The sequence below is a fragment of the Bradyrhizobium sp. USDA 4486 genome (assembly GCF_054057995.1).
The window spans coordinates 7,133,315-7,154,013 of the sequence record NZ_JBSRZV010000001.1 but is presented as its reverse complement, the minus strand read 5'-3'; the positions used below and the strand labels follow the sequence as shown (position 1 = coordinate 7,154,013).

The following is a 20,699-nucleotide window of genomic DNA, read 5'->3' as shown; positions in this document are numbered from 1 at the left end:
CTGCGCGTGATCATTCCTCGCGGTACCAGTCGTGCAGATTGTCGGTTTCGTTGGCCCATCCGCTGATGATCGGGCGCAGATTGTTGGCCGCCGCTTCCACCTTCAGCCGATGCTGCACCGGGATGAACACGGTGTCCTGGAACATGAGATCGTTGGCCTTGATGTAGAGCGCCGCGCGCTTGACCGGATCCATCTCGCTTTCGGCGGCTTCGATGGTCGCGTCGTATTCCTTGTTGACCCATCGCGGGAAGTTCGTGCCCTGCCACTTGTTCTCCTTGGTGGCGACGAGGGTCGACAGGTAGCGACGCATGTGCTGCGCCGGATCCGGCTGGCTCAGCGGGATCTGGAACATCTCGAGGTCGGCGTAGAAATGCGCATAGGTATCGGGGTTGGCGACGTCGGAGGAGAAGAACACCGAAGCGACGACCGATTTCAGCTCGACGTCGATACCGGCCTTCTGACAGGCCTGCTTGACGATCGCCTGGGTCTTCTGGCGCGGGCCGTTGATCGAGGTCTGGTACAGAAGCTTCAGCTTCTTGCCGTCCTTCTCGCGGATGCCATCCGCGCCGGGCTTCCAGCCGGCATCGTCGAGCAGCTTCGAGGCCTTCTCGATGCTGAACTCCCAAGAGGTGTTCTTGGAAACGAACTTCTCGGGACCGTTGAGGAAGTTGGCGGTGGTGCGGCCGGCGCGGCCGTAGATCGCCTTCTTGACGGACTCGCGATCGACCAGCAGCGACAGCGCCTTGCGCACCGCAGGGTCGGACAGCAACGGATGCTTGGTCTTCATCGACGAGCGCTCGCCGTCGACCTCGGTATTGGGATCGGTGAAGTTGAGTGCGATGAACTCGGTATCGCCGCCCACGGCGTAGATGGTCTTGCCCTTGCCGCCCTTCTCCAGCCGCAGCAGCACGTCGTCCTCGACCTGGATGTTCCAGCCGAAATCATATTCGCCGGTCTGGATCACCGCGCGCGCCGCCGAGACGGCGTCGCCGCCGCCCTTCATCTCGACCGTGTCGAAATAAGGCCGGGTCGGCATGTGGTAATCGGGATTGAGCTGGCCGCGGACAAGATCGCCCGGCTTGAACTCGACGAACTTGTAGGGGCCGGTGCCGACCGGCGAGAGGTTGGTCGGCGCTTCGCGCGACTTGGCTCCCTTGTAGTCGGCGAAAAGATGCTTCGGGATGATGGTGTTGGGAGCACCGACGAAGGCATCGGCCCAGAACGGCGTCGGCTTGTTGAAGAGGATTCGCACCGTGAGATCGTCCACCTTCTCGACGGTAATGTCGCGATAGGTTCCGATCGTCAGCGCCGAGGTCGCCGGATCCTTGGCATATTCCCAGTTGAACACGACGTCGTCGGCGGTGAACGGCTTGCCGTCGTGCCACTTGACGCCGGGCTTGAGCTTCCAGGTGACCGATTTGCCGTCAGCGGCCAGCCCGCCGTTCTGGATCGACGGAATCTCGGCTGCCAGCACCAGCTTCATGTTGCCGTCCGGATCCCAGCAGGCGAGCGGCTCGTAGAACAGACGCGAGCCGTCCTGGTCCTTGGTGCCGGTGGCAAAGTGCGGATTGAGCAGGGTCGGGCCCTGCCACCACAACAGCTTCAGGGCACCGCCGCCGCCGCGCTTGGTCGGCTTGTAGACCTGCGGACCTTCCGCCATGGCGACGCCGCCGAGCGCGAGGATCTGGTTGGCCAGGGGAGCGGTGAGGCCGACCGCGGCCATGCGCTTGATGAAGGCGCGGCGATCCATCCGCCCGTCCTTCACGTCGCCGATCATCGAACGCAGTTCTTTATCCAGCATGGTTGTCCCCCGTCTGGTTCCCGGTATGGATGCAGGCGACCGCGAGCGGCCGCCGATTTGGCTGGCGGTAGATGGCACACCGAATAGGCTGCGCGTCAACTCCGACCGTGTGTATGCGAACGGTGTTCTGGCTGTCTGTTGGGCAAAACTGCGTTCCGCAGCCCAGGCCTTTGGCAAACCGGCGTCAAAACACGCCGGATTCCTCGTTGCACTGCGAAAAATTTGTTCGCCGGATCAGACGAAGTATCGAGACTATATTTTCTACACCACGGACATATCGAGCGGCGGCGCGACGTGGTCCGGCAGCGGACAGACATAGGGCGTCTTGGCTGTCCGCTTGGTCAGGTCCGCTTTCGCGGCCTTGATCAGCTCCGGCTCCGTCAACGCCTTGATGCCGAGCCCCGCCATGGCCTTGGCCGCCTGCACCATGGCCTTGTGGGCGTGCGGGCTCTTGCCCTGCGCCACCACCTGCCAGGTGTGGAACGGAGTGCCGATTGCAACCGTCGGTGCGTGAACCTGCACGGTTGGCACCACCCAGCTCACATCGCCGACGTCGGTCGAGCCGACAAGCGGGTTGCGCTTGGCGTCGAGCGGCACCAGGAAGTCCGCCAACGGCTGATCGGTCGGCTCCATGCCGATCGCGTAATAGACCGAGGCGATGTCTTTGTCACTCAGGGTCGCGCGGATCTGGCTGGCAAAGCTCTTGTCCGCATCGTCGAAATGCGGGGGCCCGAGCTCCTCCATCACCCGATGCAGCGCCTGCTCCAGAGGTGCGTTCGGCAGGATGTTGGAGACCGCGGAGATGATCTTCATCTCCACCTTGGTCTCGGTCATCAGGGCTGCGCCCTGGGCAATCTTGTTCACGCGCCCGACCAGCTCGTTCATGCCGGGCAAGTCGCGGGCGCGGATCGAATAACGCACGCGCGCATGGGCCTGCACCACGTTAGGGGCGATGCCGCCGGTGTCGAGCAGCGCGTAATGCACGCGTGCGTCGCTCGGCATGTGCTCGCGCATGTAGTTCACGCCGACATTCATCAATTCCACCGCATCGAGCGCGGAGCGGCCGAGATGAGGCGAAGCCGCCGCATGCGAGGTGCGGCCGGTGAAGATGAAGTCGGCGCGGGTATTGGCGAGCGACGGCGTCACCGCGACTTCCCAGAAGCTGTGCGGATGCCAGGTGATGGCAATGTCGGCATCCTCGAACGCGCCCGAACGCACCATGAAGGCCTTGGCCGCGCCACCTTCTTCCGCCGGGCAGCCGTAATAGCGCACGCGGCCCGGCACCTTGTTCTCGGCGAGCCAGTCCTTGACCGCGGTCGCGGCGAGCAGCGCGGCGGAGCCGAGCAGGTTATGTCCGCAACCATGACCATGGCCGCCGGTTTCGACCGGACGGTGTTCCGCAACGCCGGCCTCCTGACTGAGGCCGGGCAGCGCGTCATATTCGCCCATGAAGGCGATGACGGGACCGCCCTCGCCCCATTCGCCCATCAGCGCGGTCGGAATGCCCGCGACCTTCTCGGTGATGCGGAAACCCTGGTGACGCAGCTCGGCAAGATGCTCGGCGGCCGACCTCGCCTCGGTGTAGCAGACTTCGGGCATGCCCCAGACCTTGTCGCTGAGGTCGATGAAACGCCCCTTGATCGTGTCGATGCCACGCCAGATGTCGCTGCGATTGTCCATTGCTTCGGTCCGTGATCCCTTGGTCAAACGAAGCGGCAATGGTTAGCAGCTTCATTGCAGGCCGCCTAGCATATCGTCGGACAGCAGCCATGCGGCCGTTGCCGGATCACACACCGCCTGTCGTGCGCGCGATGTTTCCGCGCCTTTCGAAGATTTCACGCGGCGTTCTCCGGAATAGTTGAGGTCAAGTCTTTTAAGATGACCGTCGTCGGCCTAAATTACCGGTGCTTCGCCTGCCCTCGCTTGGCGGCGAAGGGACCGCTCGCAAATCAGGAGACCTCCATGGCCGTTCTAACCGAATGGAGAGTGCCGCCGGCCAACCAGCCGCGTGCGAGCGACTACGGTTTCGATCTCGATCACGCGCTCGGCTCCGTCGTCGGCCTGCACGCCATCATCCCGCCGGACGCTTTCAGCGCCGAAACATTGGGTACCGAACGCGCCGGCAATGGCGTCGTGATCGATGACGGGTTGGTGCTGACCATCGGCTATCTCATCACCGAGGCGGAATCGGTGTGGCTACACCTCGCCGACGGGCGCGTCGTCGAGGGGCATGTGCTCGGCTTCGATTCCGTCACCGGCTTCGGCCTCGTGCAGGCGCTCGGCAGGCTCGACCTCGAGCCCTTGCCGCTCGGCAACTCGGCCGACACCCGCATCGGCGACCGCGTCGTGGTCGGCGGCGCCGGCGGGCGCACGCGCTCGGTCGCGAGCCAAATCGTCGCCAAGCAGGAATTCGCGGGCTATTGGGAATATCTGCTGGACGAGGCCATCTTCACTTATCCTGCGCACCCCAACTGGGGCGGCACGGCGCTGCTCAACGAGCGCGGCGAATTGATCGGCATCGGCTCGCTCCAGCTCGAACGCGAGCGTGAAGGCAACGCCGAGCACGTCAACATGATCGTGCCGATCGACCTGTTGAAGCCGATCCTCGATGACTTGCGCAAGTTCGGCCGCGTCAACAAACCGGCACGGCCGTGGCTCGGGCTCTACTCGACCGAGATCGACAACCGTGTGGTGGTGATCGGGATCTCCGCCAACGGCCCGGCCGCGCGTGCCGAGCTCAAGACGGGCGACGTCATCCTCGCCGTCGACGGCGAGAAGGTCAGGAGCCAGACCGGCTTCTACAGGAAGATGTGGGCGCTCGGCGCTGCCGGCGTCGATATACCGCTCACCGTTCATCATGAAGGCGTCACTTTCGATGTCACGGTGACCTCGACCGACCGCTTCAAGCTTCTGAAGGCGCCGAAGCTGCATTGATCCCATACTGGGGTAGCCGCGATGAGCGAGGCCGTGATCGACGACATCGTGGCCCTGCTGCCGCCGCTGCTCAATGCGCTGGAAGCGCTCGGTTTCTTCCAGCGGCATTTGCATCCGCCGGCCTTCGCCTCGGTGATGAATGCAATCGGCAGGCCTGACAAGACGCTGCAGGCGGCACATAGAGCGATCGGAGAATGGCCGGAGCAGTTCGCCGGATTACGCGAGCGGCTCGATCGCGCCTGCAACGAGACGCTCGCCGCCCTTGCCGGCATCCGCGATGTCGAGCGCGGCAATGGCGATCTCGTCGCGGTCTTCCGCGCGCTGCGTCACGTCCCGCGTGCGCAGGAGGCGCTCTATCCGATGGCGGCGCAGTTTCCGCCGGTGAGCAGCTTCTTCCTCAACGCCGCCAATCGCGACAACGGCGATCTGCTGGCGCGGCTCGAAGCCGGCGCGGGCGACGGCACCGGCATCTTCCACGATCAAAATGAGCCCGGCAGCCGCGGCGGCTTCTCGGTCTATGTGCCCGAATATTACAGGCCCGATCTCGCCATGCCGCTGGTGATGGCGCTGCATGGCGGCAGCGGCAACGGCTGTGGTTTTCTCTGGAATTGGCTGCGCGACGCCCGCAGCCTCGGCGCGATCCTGGTGGCTCCGACTGCAACCGGCCCGACCTGGGCACTGATGGGCGACGATTCCGACACGCCGAACCTGATGCGTATCCTTAAGACTGTCCGCAGCCGCTGGAGCATCGATGCCTCGCGCCTGCTGCTGACCGGCATGAGCGACGGCGGCACCTTCTGCTACGTTACAGGCCTCGACGGCGCTTCGCCCTTCACGCATCTCGCGCCGGTGTCGGCGACATTCCATCCGCTAATGGCGGAGATTGCGGACGCCACGCGCCTGCAAGGCCTCCCCATCTTCATCACCCACGGCAAGCTCGACTGGATGTTTCCGGTGCAGACCGCGCGCCAAACCCAAGCTGCGCTCTCGGCGGCGGGCGCCAACATCACCTATCGCGAGATCGACGATCTCAGCCACACCTATCCGCGCGAGATCAATGCGGAGCTGTTGGAATGGCTGAATGGGGAATGAACGATCTCTCCTTACATGCGCCGCATCGCCGCGGAACCATCACTCCGGGCCGATGTTATCGCCCGTCACCGGAGGTTCGCAAATGCAGACTTTTTTCGGAATGATCCTGGGCGCGCTGCTGCTCGTGTGCGGCGTCTACGCCTATGACTCCATGCAGACGTCCTCGGTCGCCAATGGCGAGGTCGCGGCCACCAACCGCACCATCGTGAACTGGGACGTCGCGAAGGCCGATTGGGAGGCGCTGCGCGATCGCGCGCACAAGGACTGGGTCCGGATCTCATCGAAGTAATTTTCGGCCAAGTAATCTCGACCTGCCAAATATGAACAGGGCGCCGTCGCGGCTCCGCGGCGGCGCCCTTCTGTTGGCTGTGACGCCAGCTCAGTTCATCTTGGCCTTGCGGGCGTCGGCAATGACCTGCTCGAACTCGTTCATGCTGAGCACCCCCGGCACGCGGTACTTGCCGACAATGAATGACGGCGTGCCGCGGAAACCGAAGGCTTCCGCCTGCTCGTTGTTGCGCTTGAGGATGGCGTCGATGTCCTTGGCGTGACCGGTGAGATCGCGTTTCAGGCGGTCCATGTCGACGCCGGCAGCCGCCAGCAGCTCGTTGATGCGCGGCTCGGTGAGGCGGGAGCTGACGGCCATCATGGCATCATGGGCCTGGTGATACTTGTCCTGGAATTTTGCCGCGAGCGCGATCCGCGCCGCGGTGACTGAGACCGGACCGAGGACCGGCCAGTCCTTGATCACCAGCCGCACCTTGCCGTCGTCCTGGACCACCTGGCGCAGCTCGGGCTCGAGCTTGCGGCAATAGGGACAATTGTAGTCGGACCACTCGACGATGGTGATGTTGCCATCGGGATTGCCGGCGACCGGCGTCTCGGGATCGCGCAGCACCTTGGCTTCGGTCAGCACCTCGTCATCGTCTGCCGCCGCCAGCGCCGCGGTGATCCCGCCCGCAGCAAGCGCGCCCGCCCCAATCAACGTCAACGCACTACGCCGCGTCGCCACGAGGCCTTTCTTGCCAAATCCAGTCATATCTCGTCCCGTTTCGGTCCCATCCCGCAAGAATACGGCCCAGGACCGGGAATTGTTACGGGTCATATAGAACTTCGCGGGCGCGATGTCATTGCCGCGCCCTGCGCAAATCGTGTCCGACGGGCTTAAGCCGCCGCGCGCGGCAGCATCGCCATCAAGGTCCCGGTCATGGTGGCGATCAGCGCGGTCGTGCCCTCATGCTCGGCAAAGGCTTTGGCCTCGCAGAAGGTCAGCGTGCGGCCAGGCTTGATCACCTCGGCCTTGAAGATGAAGGGCGTGCCGCGGGCGGGTGCGAGCAGCGTGGTCTTGAACTCGACGGTCAGGATGTCCGCCTCGTGCGGCATCAGGCTGAAGGCAGCAACGCCGCAGGCATTGTCGAGGCCCGCGGTGATGATGCCGGCATGGATGAAGCCGTTCTGTTGCGTCAAAGCCGGCGCGTGCAGCATTGCCAGCTCGACCTCGCCCGGCGCGAGCCGTACGATTGCGATACCGAGCGTACGCATCGCCGGCTGGCTCTCGAACATGGCAATAGTCGCTGCGCGATAGCCCGGGTTTTTCGGCTGGAATGCGGTCATGACTCAGACCTCGGCCGGTTCGGCGAGATGTTTCAAAGCGACCGCCCGGATCGCGTCCGCGAACGGCGTCGACTTGCGCAGCCCACGGTCCATGTGCACACCCGTGATCTCGCAAATTGCGGCGATCTCGCCAGTCTCGGCATTCGTCATGTCGTGCCGGAAGCGGATCGACTTGTCGCGGACCTCGAGCAAGTGGCTGCGGATCTCGACGATGTCGCCGGCGAGCAGCTCGCGCCTGTAGGTGATGTTCTGCTGCACGGCGGCCATGCCACGGCCGGAGGAACGCAGATAGCTCGGCGTCAGCCCGAGGCGAGCGAACAGATTCCAGTTGGCTTCGTCGAACTTGCCGACATACCACATGATGTTCATGTGGCCGACATGATCGCATTGCCACGGATACACCGTGCCGCGATAGGTCGCCTCCTGCTCCATCGCAATGTCTCCCTGCCCTTTTTCTTGCTGACTTTTTGGTGCCTTTTTGGCTTTTGATACGGTAGCGTATCAGGGGCTCGCCGCGTTAGCAATACGGCACCGTATCAAGAACCGGTGAGGCGACTTCATGAGCGAGGGCAAGCGCGACGTCTGGGTCGAGGCGGGGTTTGCCGAGCTCGCCCGCTCGGGGGTCGAGGGTGTCCGGGTCGAAGTGCTCGCCAAGAATCTCGGCGTCACCAAAGGCGGGTTCTACCGCCGCTTCTCCGACCGGGCTGCACTGCTCGATCTTATGCTGGAACGCTGGCGCGAGGGACGCGCGGCGTCAATCGCGCAGCAGACCAGCCTGGACGGCGAGGCGCCGCGCGAGCGGCTGAGGGCGGTGATCCAGCTCTATTCGGAGCGGCTCAACCCGGAAGGCATGGCGATCGAGCTCGCGATCCGGCAATGGGCCCGCTCGGACGAGAATGCGGCGGCGGCGGTGGCGAGCGTGGATGCGGTGCGGCTGAAGCACGTCGCCGAGCTCTATCGCGCGACCGGCCTTGCGGCCGAGGAGGCCGAGGCGCAGGCCTTCCTGTTCTACTGCTTCATCTTCGGCCAAAGCCTTTTGTTCGTCGAGCGCGGCCCGCGCAAGCGGTCGCAGCTGGTGGCGAAATCGGCGGAGAAGCTGCTGGATTAGAGCATGATCCGGAAAAGTGCGCAGCGGTTTTCCGAAAAGATCATGCTCAAACACCCCTAACAGGCTGTTGAAGAAGTAGCCAATCGGCGGGCGATGAAGGGAATGTCGTCGCCGCCTTCGAGGCATATCTCACCTTCAAGCGAGCCATCGGCGAGCTCTTCTGCCCAACCACGGCCTCTTGCGGGCTCCATCTCGTCGCTGCCGTCCCACGTGAACTCCACGGCATCGCCTTCGCAGCGGCCATATATTGCCCCCGTGAGGCAATCCAGGGCGAACTCGCCGCCTTCGGCTGCGAACAGGATGTAAGAGCCCGCCCCGGCCATGTCGTGATCGGGCGTTTCCACCACACGCCATTTGCCCCGCACGCTCATGGCTGCACCACCAGCAGCTTGGGCAGACGGATCAGATTGTAGGCCGCGAGCGCCAACGTAAAGGCGGCGTCCACGCGCTCGCGCCCCCGTAGCTTCACCTTGGCCAGACCGGCGGAACTCTTGATCCACCCGAACACCTCCTCAATCCGTTTGCGGCAGCGTTGGCTAATCTCGTATCCGGCGTGGCGGGTGGTGCGGGCGTCGACCGCCGTCCTGCGCGGGGTACCGGTCTTGCTGAGGTGTCCGTCGATCGCGATGTGCGGCGTCACTGATCGTTCTCTCAAGTCGTGGACGAACTGCGTGACGTCATAGGCCTTGTCCGCGCCGAGCGTGATCCGCCGGCCTGTGCGATCACGCCGATCGATCAACGCCAGCGCAGTCTCTCGTTCGGCCGTGCCGGTGGCCTGGCTGACGGCACCGCCGACCGCCAGACCATGGCGGTTCTCCATCAGAGCATGCCCCATGTAACAGAGCTTGGCCGGCCGCCCATCCCCCTTCTTGTAGAGCCGGGCCTCCGGGTCGGTCGTACTTTGGTGCGTCTCGTTTGAACGCTTCTCCTTGTGGAAGCTACGCTCAGCGTTGCGTCCCGGACCCTCGCTGTCGTTGTCGTCTCCGTCCTTTCTGCGGAAGCTCTTGATCGAAGCCCACGCCTCAATCAGCGTGCCGTCGACCGAGAAGTGATCGCTCGACAACAGCCGCTTCACCTTCGGCTGAGCCAGCACCGCCGAAAGGAACTTGACGGCGATCTCACCCTCTAACAGCCGGTCGCGATTCTTGGAAAAGGTCGAGTGGTCCCACACCGGATCGTCCACGCCCAGACCGACAAACCAGCGGAATAGCAGGTCAAATTCCAGCCGCTCCATCAATTGTCGTTCCGAGCGAATGCCGTAGAAGGCCTGCAGCAGCATCGCCCGAAGCAGCCTCTCCGGTGCAATCGAGGGCCGGCCAAAGTCCGTGTAAAGCCCCGCAAACGCCTTCGATAGATCGCCCAGCGCAGCGTTCACAATCCCCCCGGATCCTCCGTAAGGGATGGTCCGGACGAACCCGCGCTTCAAGATCCACATAACTGAACAGCGATCCAGACCGCTCGTCCGATCCTCGCATCCCGGCCTCCCGATTCAATCATCGAGAGAATCACGTCCAATTCCGTCCCGCCAGAGACTTCTTCAACAGCCTGCTAAAGCGCGATGACGATTCATCCCAATCTCATCACGCTTTAGGCGCGCCAGAGGGCCAAGCAAGATGGCCGGAGCATTGCTCCGGCCATCGCATCAAATCGAAGCTCAGGCGGCGCCTTTCAGCCTCTTGTTGCATTCGCTGTAATAGCCGCCCCCCTTCTCGATCCACTTCATGCCGCCATTGCCGTTGGTGGCCTTGTTGGCGTTGTACTGGTCGACACAGGTGTGCAGGCGTGCCTTGCCGGCGGTCTCCTTGGAGTATTTCGGATCGATCGCATTCGGATAGACCGCAGGTCCCGCCGGCAGGGTCGGTGCGGCGGGAGCCGCTTCCTTCTTCGCTTGCTTCGGCTCGGCGGGAGCGGCGGGCGCAGCCGGAGCGGCTGCGGTCGGCGCGGCGGCGGGGGTCGCGTCCGCGCCGCACTGGGCCTTGCGGAATTCATTCCACTTCATGGTGCCGAGCGAGCCGTCCTTCTTGGCGGCCTGATATTTCGCGCTGCACTCCTGCGAGGTCAGCGCGTGCGCCGGTGCGCTCGCCGCCAGCGCGGCAAAGCCCGACACCGCAATCGCACACAGCAATTTCGATTGAATGGTCATCCCTGATCTCCTCCTTGGTCTTCCCTTGGTCATTCCCTGGGGAAGTGAAACGAACATTGCTATCCTAGCGTGTCGGCCGCTTGCGACAAGGAAGCGATGGCGCCCTCCGCCAAAATATAGTGAAGCCGCCGTTCAAATTATTCATGTCGCGTTCAGCAACACCAGCCGACGTTCGCAACCCTTCGCCATTTTCGCAAGAAGAGTGCAACACCATGACCTTTACGTCCCGCCTCGCCGTCGTCGCTCTCGCCTCCCTGCTCGCTTCCGGCACCGCGTTCGCACAGACCGCCGCGCCGGCTGCCAAGACCGATGCCGCCACCATCGACAAGAAGGCGCCGAAGGAGCGCTCGGCCGAGTCGCTGGAATGCTCCAAGCAGGCGGACGCCAAGGGCCTGCATGGCAAGGAGCGCAAGAAATTCCGCTCCGAATGCATCAAGAGCGCGAAGGCCGGCACCGCCGCCCCCGCCGCCGACAAGAAGTAAATCCGTCACAATACGGCTCGCGAGCATCCGCGGGAGGCGTGCGCATTGCGGCATGACCAGCCTGCAATTGTGCGCCTGTCGCTGATTTGCGATAAGGTGGCGTGAAGCAAATCACCACCTCCCTGCCGTTCGAATGGCCGAGCCGTGCCAAGCTCTTGAGCACGGTGGAGACGCTCGTCATTGGCACCGCCGGCGGCCTCGTGTTTCTGCTCGCCGGCCTTCCCGGCGGGCTGATCTCGGGCGCAATGATTGCGGTCGGCATCGCCGCGATCGCCGGCCGCCAGCTGACGCTGCCGCCGATCCTGACCCAGACCGTGCTGGTGCTGCTCGGCATCTCGCTCGGATCAGTGGTGTCGCGCCATCTGATCCAGCAGGTCAGTGCCTATCCCTTAACCATCGGGCTGCTCGCGCTCGCCACCTTCTGCTCGACCTTCGGCTCGAGTTATTACCTCCAGCGCATCCATGGCTGGGACCGCACCTCCGCCTTCCTCGCCGGCAGCCCCGGCGCGCTGTCGCAGATCACGATTTTGGCGGTCGAGCGCGGCGCCGACCTGCCGGGCATCGCCGTGGTGCAGACCATGCGCGTCATCATTCTCACCGCGGCGCTGCCGATGGTGCTCGCGATCGCGGGCGTCGCGCCCTCCGCCGCGCCAACGCTCACTACAGCGATCGCCTCGCCGCTCGACCTCGTCGAGCTGGTCGCGGCCTCGCTGGCCGCCGCGCTGCTGCTGCGGCTGATCAAGTTTCCGGCGAGCTGGATGTTCGGCGCGATGATCGCCTCCAGCGTGCTGCATGGGGTGGGCTGGGTCGAAGGCGGCCTGCCGAACTGGGTGCGGGGGGTGGCGCTGATCGGCATCGGCGCGCTGATCGGCAGCCGCTTCGCGCGGATGCGGATCAAGACGCTGGCCGGCCACATCAACGCGGCGCTCGGCTCGTTTACTGTGGCGATCGCCGTCTCCGCGATCTTCGTCGGCATCGTCGCACTGACCACGCAGGTGAAGTTCTCGGACGTCGTCGTCGCCTTCGCGCCGGGCGCGATGGATGCGATGCTGGCGCTGGCACTCACCCTGCATATCGACCCGATCTTCGTCGGTGCCCATCACCTCTCGCGCTTCGTGTTCGTCACGATCGCAACTCCGGGCATCGTGCATCTGTTCGGCCGCACGCAGGACGATGTGGATGATTGACGGGGCACAGCTGCCGTAGCGGAGCACAGCTCTCGTGGGGTGGGTAAAAGGCGCACTAGCGCCGTGCCCACCATTCTTACGACGGTATCACTAGGAGTGGTGGGCACGCTCCGCTTTGCCCACCCTACGGCAGCTTGCCTAGCGCTTCGCCGTCCGCACAAATCCCCACGCGGCGAGCGCGGCCATCAAGAGCGAGATCAGCACGTTGTAGCCGGCGAGCGAAAAGCCGAGGAAGCGCCACTGAACCTCGTCGCAGCGCACCACCTTCACGGTATCGAGCTTCGACAGCAGATCGGCGGCGCTGCCGAGATTGACGACCGGACCGGAGCAGTCGGTCGGGCCCTTCCAAAAGCCCCATTCGACGCCGGAGTGATAGGTGCCGAGCCCGGCATTGGCGAGCGTCGCCAGCGCGAGGATCGCGAGTCCCGCGAGCAGCAGCGGCCGCGGTGCGCCGTTCCGCGCTGCAAGCGCCGTCAGCGCGCCGAGCGGGATCGCGAGATAATAGGCGTAGCGCTGCTCCAGGCACAACGGACAGGGCAGGATCTCCAGCACGAGCTGGAAGAACCAGGCACCTGCGATGGTCGCCGTCGCGATCAAAGTGACCAGCACCGAGGCGGTCAGCGCGGGGCCGGCGCTGTCCTGCCTGAACGCAGCTATTGCGGCACTCTGGGTCGTCACGGCAGCCTCTTCTCGACGGGGTCGCGCTTTAAGGCTGTAACCCCGGCCTATGCGGCTGTCGAGAACGGCCGGGATCACTTTGGCGCGGGTTGACCTCGCTTTGTTCATGGCTATAGTCCGTCGGCTTCGCGACGCTCTCCCTGGAGGGGCCGACCGAGGGCCCCTGTGGCGGAACTGGTAGACGCGCTCGACTCAAAATCGAGTTCCGCAAGGAGTGCTGGTTCGATTCCGGCCAGGGGCACCAGCCTTCGCTGCTTCGCAGCTACGGCTGGGCGAGCCACGCACATCTCTACTGGAGCGAAGCGGCGAAGGCTGTCCCGCCGGAGTCTTGGCGATGGCGGACTGGCTCAACGAAGCCTTCCCTTCCAATTGTCACATCCGCCCTGTAAAAGCCGGTAGCTTCTTCCATAACTCGAAGGAGCTAGTATGAACGACCTGCACGCGTGGCTTTCAGAGCAGCACCACGGCCTGCGCACTTTCCGGACATTCCAGCAGAAGCTCGAGACGCTCGGTCGCGACGACCCTGAGCAGCGCGGCCTGTGCCGGCTGTTGAGCAGCCTCGTCGGCAGCTATATCGAAGCGTTTGACGAGGCTCCGCTGCCGGTCGAGGTCGCCGATGGCGCCTATCAGCGTCTGCTGGCGCTGGTCGAGAGCATCGACCTGAACGCCGACGCGAGCCGCCGGCTTGCGGACATCAACCGCGTGGCGGAAAGCCGGCTCTGGCAGTGACCAGAGCGCCTCCACGTCAGCCCCCGCGCTCGTCCTCGACAGCACGCTTCAACATCGCGAGCGCGCTGCGCCAGTAAAAGGCTGCGTGCTTCCAGCCGGAGTCTTCGCCGATCTCCCAGCCGGGTCCCCAACGCGGAGGTGAAGGCGGCACCAACTGGTCGACCGTCAGGATCGTCTCCGCCTCGTCGGCGCGGAGCGCCATGGTGATGATCGACCAGGATTGAGGATGGTCCGGCAGACCGGAGACGCGCGACCAATAGGCGTAGCGAAGCAGCATCAGCGGCTCGACCGCGATGACGCGGCCCTTGTCGCGATAATGCTTCGTCCCGATCACGGCCTCGATCTCGAAGGGCTCGCCGACGCGCCAATCCGTCTTGAAATGAGCGTTGCGCCACCTCTCCCCTGCGTGGGGATCGGTGAGCGCGTCCCACACGCGTACCCGATCCGCCGCGATCCGGACTGATTCGGTCACCGTCTTGAAGGTCATTTTCAGGCTTTCGGACATGCAGCGGAGGGGCGCGATTTTGTCCTGTCCGCCGCAAGGCGTTCGACTTCACCGCGCCGACACCTATATTCCTACCGGAACGTGTAGCGATGCAGCGAGCAGCTTTGATGGCCAGACGACGCGCGACGGAAGCGGAGGCCGACGACCTCCCCCGCTATTTCGTCTGGGTCCGGGGCCTCGACGGCCCCGAACCGCAGAAATGGATGGCGATGGACTTCGGTGTAGGCGACTGGAAGCGGGCGCTCGTGCTGGCCTATCTGGAGCTGCCGGAGGGCGAACGGCATTTGCCGCTGTCGGTGCTGGCGCGGCGCTATCCGCCGCCGAGGATGGAGACGCTGTAAAAGCCGTACCTCACTTCCCCTTGCTGCGGTCGGTGTCAGCCGTCGATGCCCCATGATTATGGGTGTCACGGCAAGTGCGCTGCGGATAAACTGGCTCGCGCCGCGGGGGACACGCGGTGCGGGACGATGAACATGAGCGAACAGGGCGAGACGGGTGAGGCCATCACCATCCTCCTCGTCGAGGACGACGCGCCGACCTGCTGGCGGCTCCAGGATGCGCTGGTCAAGGCCGGCTACGAGGTGCGCAGCGCCGGCACGCTCGGTGAGGCCCGCTTCGCGCTCGGCGAGGGTGTGCCGCGCGTGCTGCTGACCGATCTCAGGCTGCCCGACGGCCACGGCGTCGAGCTGATCCGCGAAACCCGCCAGCGCTTTCCCGACACCGAGATCATGGTGATCTCGGCGCTCGGCGACGAGGAAAGCGTGATCTCGGCGATCACGGTCGGCGCCACCGGCTATCTCCTGAAGGACGCCTTCCCCACCGACATCGCGACCACCGTGCGCGATCTCGTCGCCGGCCATTCGCCGATCTCGGCCTCGATCGCCCGCTTCATCGTCCGCCGAACACAAGGAGCGGCGCAGAATTCGGCGGCGCCGCCGCCTGGGCCCGTGCTCAACACGGCGAGGCTGACGCCGCGGGAGATCGACATCCTCTGGGGCATCGCCAAGGGCTTCAGCTACGCCGAGATCGCCAGCCATCTCGGCCTGTCCAGGCAGACCGTGCCGGGCCACATCAAGAACATCTATCGCAAGCTCGAGGTGCACACGCGCAGCGAGGCGGTGTTCGAGGCGGTGCAGCAGGGCCTGATCAAGCTGTGAGCGAGATCGCGGCGAAGGCACCGGTCAAACCCGCGCGGCCCCGGCTGCTGGCCTCGCGGCTGGTGCCTTATCTGCTGCTCCAGGCGCTGATCGTGATCGCCACCATTCTCGGACTGCGGCTGCTCCAGCCCAGCGATCCCGACGATCATGCCGTGACGGCATTCTCGTTGCGGGAGGACGGCATGACGCGCCCCGTGACGCTGCCGCACTTCACCTCCTCGCGCTATTCGCTGGCGGACCCGCCGCTCTATACCGGCACCTTCATCTTCAAACGCGGAGACGCGGGGTCAGGATGGTCGGTCTACCTGCCGCGCTTCAGCAATGCGGTCGAGGTCGCCGTCAACGGCGTCGTCGTGCTCGATTCCCGCCGCGACGCCAACGCCAACCGGCCGGACCGCAACACGCCGCAGATCGCGCTCATCCCGGCCTCGCTGCTGCGCGACGGCAGCAACGAGATCACCGTGCGGTTGTTCGTATGGGGACCGCTGAAGGGATTTCTCGACACCGTCTATGTCGGGCCGGATATAGCCTTGCGTCCGGCCTATGAGACGCGCACGCTGCTGTTCGTCACGTTGCAGGTGGTGTTCTCCGCCTGGCAGTCGATCCTCGCCGTCATCCTCGCGATCATGTGGCTGATGCGGCGACGCGAGCCGGTCTATGGCGTGCTGGCGGCTGCGATGGTGCTCGGCGTCATCCAGGCCTTCATGCCGCCGCCGGTGCCGCCGTTCACCGTATCGCGGCTTCCCGCGGTGCTGCTCGCATCCGCGCCGATCGAGAGCGCGCTGATCGTCGCCTTCGGCGTGCTGTTCTTCGGCTGGCGCTGGCCGCGCTACGGCGCCCTGCTGTTCGCGCCGGGGCTGATCATATTCGTGGTCGGATTGATCGGGGGCCCGCCGCTGCCACGCATCCTGTTCCTGGTGCTCGGCATCCCCACGGTCGGGCTCAGCCTGTTCCTGATGGCCTGCGTCACCACGGCCGCGGTGATCAGACGGCGGGACGCGGCGAGCTTCACGATCGGCTGCGCGGTGACGATCGTGCTGACCTGCTGGATCCACGACATGCTGTCGGTGTTCGAGATCGTGACCAACGAGCGCATCTTCGTCTCGCGCCTGTCCTATTCGGCGATGCTGGTGGCGATCGGCGCCGGCCTGACGTGGCGTTTTGCCCGCGCGCTGAACCAGGTCGACAGCTTCGCCGGCCAGCTCATCACCCGCGTGCGCGAGGCCGAGGAGCGGCTGAAGGCGAGCTTTGCCCGCGAGGAGGAGCGAGCCCGCGCCGCCGCGCTGGCCAACGAACGCACGCGCCTGATGCGTGACCTGCACGACGGCCTCGGCGGACAGCTCGTCAGCATCGTGGCACTGTCCGAACGCGGCCATGAGGGCGCGACCATCACTGACGCGGCCCGCGCGGCGCTGAAGGACCTGCGCCTCGTCATCGACTCCATGGACGATATCGGCGGCGACCTGATGCTCGCGCTCGGCTCCTGGCGCGAGCGCGCGACGGCGCAATTGCGACCGCACGACATCGCGCTCGACTGGCGCGTGACGACGCCGCAAGGCCTGCCGCTGCATCCCGAGCTGCGGCCCTGGCATGTCATCCAGATCGTGCGCATCCTCGACGAGGCCGTGACCAATGCCGTCAAGCACGCCAAGGCGCGCCACATCGCAGTGACGATCGAGACCCTGGAAGGCGGCCAGCGAAGCGGCCAAGGGCCGTATGGCGTGATCAGCGTGACGGATGACGGCTGCGGTTTTGCGCTCACGGGCAATGGCGAAGCCGCGGGCGCGAGCCAGACCGCGCGGGGCTTGCGCAACATGAGAAGCCGCGCCGCGCGCTGCGGCGCCGCGCTCGACCTGAGCTCCGAGGGCTCGGGCACGCGCGTGCGGCTGCAATTGCCGCAAGTCTTTCCCGACAGCGACGCCGCCGCCGGCTGAAAAGCCCCCTCCCCGAACGCGTCGGACGCACGGAGAGAGGGAACGGGCGGGATGTCTGCCTTGCGGAGGACGGGGGGTGTTCGTCCGCAGGGCGCCGTTGCCCGAAACGATGCAATCAGCTCAATCCAAGGAATTCGTCAGCGCACGCCGACGCGATTGACCGGACCGCCGCGGTTCATCGGCGTGCCTGCGCGAACGCCGACACCAGGCGCGCCGACGCCGGGCGTCGCCACCGCTGCCGCGGCGACCGGGGCCGCGGGCGCGACCACCACCGCAGCGGTCGGCCGCACCACGCAGCCCTTGGGCACGCCGACCGTCTTGCAATACACTACCGCCTGCGCCGGGCTCGTGCCCAGCGACACCATCGCCGCGCCCGCCAGCATCATCACCGTCAACCCGGCGCTCAGCGCTCCCGCTTTTCTCGACATCTTGCTCTCCTGCTTCCCGTTCGGCGTCCCGATGCACTCACCTGGGTTTCGCAGCCGACGTGCAGGTGTGAATGGCAAAAGACGGCGCGCGAATACATGCCATGAAGATGGGGGTGCGGCGGCGATCAGGCCGAGCCGATGCCATGAACATGGCATGGACCGCGCGCACGGCTTCGCGAGATGGTCCGGCCTGCTTGATCCCACGCGGGACCAGCGACAATCCCAAAGAGGTGCTTTATGAAGATTTCGGTTCTTGCCGCGGTGCTGCTCGCCGCCACCGCCCTGCCCGCCGCAGCGCAATCCGGCCCTACACCGCAGGAGCAGATGGCCTGCCGCAGCGACGCCAGCAAATTCTGCGCCGAGCATGTCGGCAAGCCGCCGCAGATGAATGCCTGCCTGCGCGAGAACAAGTCGAAGCTCTCCGACGGCTGCCGCAAGGTCGTGGAATCGCACGGCGGCTGATCGCTTCCGGGAGAAGATCGCGCGCTCAGGAAGCAGCTGGGCGCGCCGACACGCTAATCGTCGTCGTCGGGCCCGAACAGCCTGATCTGCGGGAAGGTGCTGCGCGGGCGGTTCGCATAATCGCGCGCGCCGGAATCTTCGCGGATGTTGCGCGCGACATCGTCCCAATCGGTGCGGTCGCGCATGCCGCGCGGTTCACGGGATTCGTAGTGACGGCGCTCGGCCCAGCGCTCGCGGCGCTCCGCCCGCCGCCGCTCGGAGGCGGCGCGCTTCATGTCGGAATCTTTGGCCCTGGCATAGGCATTGTCAGGTGAGGAGGACGGCTCTGTCGACGCCTGCTGCTCGCCGGGCTTTGCTGCATGTGGAGGGGATGCGGGCGCCGGCTTGATCACGTCCTTGGGTGGCTCGACTGCGGCAGCTTGCGAAGGCCGCGGAGCCGCCGGCTCGGCGTTGGACTGGACAGTCTGCGTCTCCGACTTGATCTCTGGCTTGGCTAGGGGCTTGGCTTCGCCCTGCGCCTGTGCGGGCGCGGCAATCATCGCCCCGAAGGCTTGCGAGCCGGTGAGGTATTGGACGCGCTCGGACGGCGCGTTCGTCGCCGCGGGTGTATTGTCCGATGCAGCGGCTGCGGCGCGCTGCGCCATCTTGCTGGTGTCCGCACCCTGCTTCGGTGCGATCGGATTCATGATGTTGCCGGCGACGATGCCGCCGCCGAGGCCAATGGCGATGGCGGCGACGATCGTTCCAGCGCCGACGAAATAAGCTGTCGAGGCGCGCATTGGCCCACTCCCTGTTTGGAGCGGGCAACGCGTGAGGATTGCCGGATGTTCCTGATACCGGCGGGAACCGCGCCTCAGATCTGCTGCGCGACCTTCTCGAGCCCGATGAGGCGGGCGAGCTTGCGCACTTCTTCCTTCTGGTCGTCACGCAGCTGGAACAGCAGCGGCATCGCGGCCGACTTCAACTGCTGGACCTCATCGCAATTCGGATCGATCTGCGCACCGGGCGGCGCGTTCGGATTTGACAGCTTGTTCGCCTGGATCTTGCGGGCGACGTTGCGCAGCGCGGTCTCGACCGAGGGCCAGTAATATTCCTGCGACGATGACAGCTTCAGGCGTTCCTTGATCCCCGAGATCTGAACGTCGGACAGCAGCGAATAAGATTTCTGCGGCTGCGGCTTGGCGACGACCTTCGGCTTGGCCGGGACCTCGACGGCGGGAATCTCGGTGGGGGGCGCCTTTTGCGTGCTCGCCTTGGGCATCGGAAAATCCGACGGCGTGGCGGCGGCAAAAGCCTGACGCAGCGGCTCAGTCGGTGCGGCCGCCTGCAAAAGCTTGTCGGCCGGCACCTGAACCGGGTCGATCGCGGCCGAGGCCAGCGCCAGCGTCGGAACCAGGCGGTCGGCTTTGGCGGCGCGGTTGGTCGCGAGCGGCTTGGGCGCAGGCGTCTGCGCGATCATCTCGGCACTGACGCTGGGCACGCTGTCGCGGCCGAGAATGGCGGTGGCGGCGCCGCCGAGGACGAGGAAACAGGTCAGCACGACGATGGTGATGGCTCTGGACAAACGTCTCTCCGGGAACGACCGCTTCACGAGCTTGTTAGATTTGCTGGGAAAAAGGGCACGAAATAAGGCTTGAGTGTGCCTTCGCTGCGACAATCAGCATGCCTGCGGCGACATTTCCCGAAAAGGCCTAGGAAATCAGGCCGCTGCCGACAGCTCGTAGGCGTCCTGGATGTCGGCGACGATCTCGGAGGCCTCCCACACCGCACGCGGCTCGACCGATTGCAGCGCCACCGTCCAGTTGCCGCCGCGACGGGTGCGGAGGACGCTGACGATGTCGAACCGCACGTTGCGGCACAGCGGGTGGCGAGCCAGCGCGTGGGCGACGCGGATGCGGATCTCGTCCAGGGTCGCGGCTGTCTTGCTGTTGAGAAAATCGAAGTCCATCGCCTGTCCCTCTCGGTCCTGATTGGCGGCCGTGAGGGGATTCTTGGCGGGCGATGGTTAATCTGCCGTTAAGTGGGCGCGACGGAGGAGCGCTGGATTAACCGTGAGCAATGCGACAGCGTCGCCTCTCCCTCTCCCCGTCAACACGCCGACGTCGCCATGCTCACAACTGTCAGCGTCCCCGATGGGAAATGGTGGGGTAAATCCCCGGGATTTTACGGTGGTCATTGTGGCTCCGACACCACAGCGCGCAACGGAGTGCGCGCCGACAATGCCGACCCGATTGCCCGCGAATCAGGGAATCACCTAGACCGCTGACGGGGCTGGGAAGCGGAGTACGATATGAGAGTCGCTTCCCTGGAAAGTGCAGTCGCCGCGATCACGTTGATCACGGCTATCATCGTGGTGCTGTGGGAGATCAAGATCTTCTACGGAATGTGAACTGGCAGGATGCCGAGCATCCCTTCCGCGGCGGCGGAAGTCTGCCGTTCATTCGG

Annotated in this window: 24 protein-coding genes, 1 tRNA gene and 1 pseudogene; 12 read left to right on the top strand and 14 right to left on the bottom strand. The window is 65.0% G+C overall.

Annotation, left to right across the window (positions count from 1 at the left end):
• Nucleotides 1-10: 10 nt before the first annotated feature.
• Complete coding sequence (locus tag ACVWY3_RS33805; protein WP_456842325.1) at nucleotides 11-1,801, bottom strand: peptide ABC transporter substrate-binding protein; 1,791 nt, start codon at nucleotides 1,799-1,801, stop codon at nucleotides 11-13.
• A 261-nt stretch (nucleotides 1,802-2,062) separates the two neighbouring features.
• Nucleotides 2,063-3,481 carry a M20 family metallopeptidase gene (locus tag ACVWY3_RS33800; protein WP_456842324.1) on the bottom strand — a complete coding sequence of 473 codons (1,419 nt, stop codon included), beginning with the start codon at nucleotides 3,479-3,481 and terminating at the stop codon, nucleotides 2,063-2,065.
• Between the two features lie 282 nt (nucleotides 3,482-3,763).
• Between ACVWY3_RS33800 and ACVWY3_RS33795 the strand changes: the two genes are divergently transcribed.
• The 3 genes from ACVWY3_RS33795 (at nucleotide 3,764) to ACVWY3_RS33785 (ending at nucleotide 6,116) form a co-directional block, all read left to right on the top strand.
• Nucleotides 3,764-4,735, top strand: a complete 972-nt coding sequence (locus ACVWY3_RS33795; RefSeq protein WP_456842323.1) for a S1C family serine protease — start codon at nucleotides 3,764-3,766, stop codon at nucleotides 4,733-4,735.
• A 21-nt stretch (nucleotides 4,736-4,756) separates the two neighbouring features.
• Nucleotides 4,757-5,827, top strand: a complete 1,071-nt coding sequence (locus tag ACVWY3_RS33790) for a carboxylesterase family protein (protein WP_456842322.1) — start codon at nucleotides 4,757-4,759, stop codon at nucleotides 5,825-5,827.
• 82 nt (nucleotides 5,828-5,909) lie between these two features.
• Nucleotides 5,910-6,116, top strand: a complete 207-nt coding sequence (locus tag ACVWY3_RS33785) for a hypothetical protein (RefSeq protein ID WP_456842321.1) — start codon at nucleotides 5,910-5,912, stop codon at nucleotides 6,114-6,116.
• A 90-nt stretch (nucleotides 6,117-6,206) separates the two neighbouring features.
• On the opposite strand, the gene ACVWY3_RS33780 is transcribed toward ACVWY3_RS33785, so the two are convergent.
• From ACVWY3_RS33780 to ACVWY3_RS33770, 3 genes are all read right to left on the bottom strand, one after another.
• Nucleotides 6,207-6,866 (bottom strand): DsbA family protein, encoded by a 660-nt coding sequence (locus ACVWY3_RS33780; protein ID WP_456842320.1) that lies wholly within the window; start codon nucleotides 6,864-6,866, stop codon nucleotides 6,207-6,209.
• Between the two features lie 125 nt (nucleotides 6,867-6,991).
• A complete protein-coding gene (locus ACVWY3_RS33775; RefSeq protein WP_456842319.1) occupies nucleotides 6,992-7,441 on the bottom strand; it encodes a PaaI family thioesterase in 450 nt (149 codons plus the stop codon).
• 3 nt (nucleotides 7,442-7,444) lie between these two features.
• The gene (locus tag ACVWY3_RS33770; RefSeq protein ID WP_456842318.1) at nucleotides 7,445-7,873 is read right to left on the bottom strand and encodes an acyl-CoA thioesterase; all 429 of its coding nucleotides are present in this window, start codon (nucleotides 7,871-7,873) and stop codon (nucleotides 7,445-7,447) included.
• 127 nt (nucleotides 7,874-8,000) lie between these two features.
• Between ACVWY3_RS33770 and ACVWY3_RS33765 the strand changes: the two genes are divergently transcribed.
• Entirely contained in the window at nucleotides 8,001-8,549 is a 549-nt protein-coding gene (locus ACVWY3_RS33765; RefSeq protein WP_456842317.1) for a TetR/AcrR family transcriptional regulator, read from the top strand.
• 56 nt (nucleotides 8,550-8,605) lie between these two features.
• On the opposite strand, the gene ACVWY3_RS33760 is transcribed toward ACVWY3_RS33765, so the two are convergent.
• The 3 genes and pseudogenes from ACVWY3_RS33760 to ACVWY3_RS33750 all read right to left on the bottom strand — a co-directional run bounded on the left by ACVWY3_RS33760 (nucleotide 8,606) and on the right by ACVWY3_RS33750 (nucleotide 10,692).
• Nucleotides 8,606-8,920, bottom strand: coding sequence for a hypothetical protein (locus ACVWY3_RS33760; RefSeq protein WP_129145188.1), 315 nt, complete (start codon nucleotides 8,918-8,920; stop codon nucleotides 8,606-8,608).
• Nucleotides 8,917-10,024, bottom strand: a pseudogene (locus ACVWY3_RS33755) (IS5 family transposase). Before ACVWY3_RS33755 ends, ACVWY3_RS33760 begins: the two are co-directional and overlap by 4 nt.
• Before the next feature lie 179 nt (nucleotides 10,025-10,203).
• A complete protein-coding gene (locus ACVWY3_RS33750) occupies nucleotides 10,204-10,692 on the bottom strand; it encodes a hypothetical protein (RefSeq protein WP_456842316.1) in 489 nt (162 codons plus the stop codon).
• Nucleotides 10,693-10,904: 212 nt separating this feature from the next.
• On the opposite strand from ACVWY3_RS33750, the gene ACVWY3_RS33745 reads away from it, so the two are divergent.
• Together ACVWY3_RS33745 and ACVWY3_RS33740 are read left to right on the top strand one after the other, a co-directional pair.
• Entirely contained in the window at nucleotides 10,905-11,174 is a 270-nt protein-coding gene (locus tag ACVWY3_RS33745) for a PsiF family protein (protein ID WP_456842315.1), read from the top strand.
• Between the two features lie 101 nt (nucleotides 11,175-11,275).
• Nucleotides 11,276-12,361: an AbrB family transcriptional regulator gene (locus tag ACVWY3_RS33740; RefSeq protein WP_456842314.1), complete on the top strand. Its 1,086-nt coding sequence runs from the start codon at nucleotides 11,276-11,278 to the stop codon at nucleotides 12,359-12,361.
• 138 nt (nucleotides 12,362-12,499) lie between these two features.
• Here ACVWY3_RS33740 and ACVWY3_RS33735 read toward each other — a convergent pair whose 3' ends face one another.
• Entirely contained in the window at nucleotides 12,500-13,039 is a 540-nt protein-coding gene (locus ACVWY3_RS33735; protein WP_456842313.1) for a disulfide bond formation protein B, read from the bottom strand.
• 159 nt (nucleotides 13,040-13,198) lie between these two features.
• Between ACVWY3_RS33735 and ACVWY3_RS33730 the strand changes: the two genes are divergently transcribed.
• Nucleotides 13,199-13,283, top strand: a tRNA-Leu gene (locus tag ACVWY3_RS33730).
• 182 nt (nucleotides 13,284-13,465) lie between these two features.
• Nucleotides 13,466-13,768 carry a hypothetical protein gene (locus ACVWY3_RS33725; RefSeq protein ID WP_456842312.1) on the top strand — a complete coding sequence of 101 codons (303 nt, stop codon included), beginning with the start codon at nucleotides 13,466-13,468 and terminating at the stop codon, nucleotides 13,766-13,768.
• 16 nt (nucleotides 13,769-13,784) lie between these two features.
• On the opposite strand, the gene ACVWY3_RS33720 is transcribed toward ACVWY3_RS33725, so the two are convergent.
• Nucleotides 13,785-14,255: an SRPBCC family protein gene (locus ACVWY3_RS33720; protein WP_456842311.1), complete on the bottom strand. Its 471-nt coding sequence runs from the start codon at nucleotides 14,253-14,255 to the stop codon at nucleotides 13,785-13,787.
• Nucleotides 14,256-14,380: 125 nt separating this feature from the next.
• Between ACVWY3_RS33720 and ACVWY3_RS33715 the strand changes: the two genes are divergently transcribed.
• The 3 genes from ACVWY3_RS33715 (at nucleotide 14,381) to ACVWY3_RS33705 (ending at nucleotide 17,364) form a co-directional block, all read left to right on the top strand.
• Nucleotides 14,381-14,614 (top strand): hypothetical protein, encoded by a 234-nt coding sequence (locus tag ACVWY3_RS33715; RefSeq protein ID WP_456842310.1) that lies wholly within the window; start codon nucleotides 14,381-14,383, stop codon nucleotides 14,612-14,614.
• A gap of 132 nt (nucleotides 14,615-14,746) precedes the next feature.
• Nucleotides 14,747-15,430 (top strand): response regulator, encoded by a 684-nt coding sequence (locus ACVWY3_RS33710; protein ID WP_456842309.1) that lies wholly within the window; start codon nucleotides 14,747-14,749, stop codon nucleotides 15,428-15,430.
• Nucleotides 15,427-17,364, top strand: coding sequence for an ATP-binding protein (locus tag ACVWY3_RS33705; protein ID WP_456842308.1), 1,938 nt, complete (start codon nucleotides 15,427-15,429; stop codon nucleotides 17,362-17,364). The genes ACVWY3_RS33710 and ACVWY3_RS33705 overlap by 4 nt, the downstream gene beginning before the upstream one ends.
• A 137-nt stretch (nucleotides 17,365-17,501) precedes the next feature.
• On the opposite strand, the gene ACVWY3_RS33700 is transcribed toward ACVWY3_RS33705, so the two are convergent.
• Nucleotides 17,502-17,792, bottom strand: coding sequence for a hypothetical protein (locus ACVWY3_RS33700; RefSeq protein ID WP_456842307.1), 291 nt, complete (start codon nucleotides 17,790-17,792; stop codon nucleotides 17,502-17,504).
• A gap of 237 nt (nucleotides 17,793-18,029) precedes the next feature.
• On the opposite strand from ACVWY3_RS33700, the gene ACVWY3_RS33695 reads away from it, so the two are divergent.
• Nucleotides 18,030-18,254: a cysteine rich repeat-containing protein gene (locus tag ACVWY3_RS33695; RefSeq protein ID WP_456842306.1), complete on the top strand. Its 225-nt coding sequence runs from the start codon at nucleotides 18,030-18,032 to the stop codon at nucleotides 18,252-18,254.
• Nucleotides 18,255-18,307: 53 nt separating this feature from the next.
• Here the strand turns inward: ACVWY3_RS33695 and ACVWY3_RS33690 are convergent, their stop codons facing one another.
• The 3 genes from ACVWY3_RS33690 to ACVWY3_RS33680 all read right to left on the bottom strand — a co-directional run bounded on the left by ACVWY3_RS33690 (nucleotide 18,308) and on the right by ACVWY3_RS33680 (nucleotide 20,202).
• Nucleotides 18,308-19,033 carry a hypothetical protein gene (locus tag ACVWY3_RS33690; protein WP_456842305.1) on the bottom strand — a complete coding sequence of 242 codons (726 nt, stop codon included), beginning with the start codon at nucleotides 19,031-19,033 and terminating at the stop codon, nucleotides 18,308-18,310.
• Nucleotides 19,034-19,107: 74 nt separating this feature from the next.
• Nucleotides 19,108-19,818: a hypothetical protein gene (locus tag ACVWY3_RS33685; RefSeq protein WP_456842304.1), complete on the bottom strand. Its 711-nt coding sequence runs from the start codon at nucleotides 19,816-19,818 to the stop codon at nucleotides 19,108-19,110.
• Between the two features lie 135 nt (nucleotides 19,819-19,953).
• Entirely contained in the window at nucleotides 19,954-20,202 is a 249-nt protein-coding gene (locus tag ACVWY3_RS33680) for a hypothetical protein (protein ID WP_456842303.1), read from the bottom strand.
• Nucleotides 20,203-20,699 lie beyond the last annotated feature (497 nt).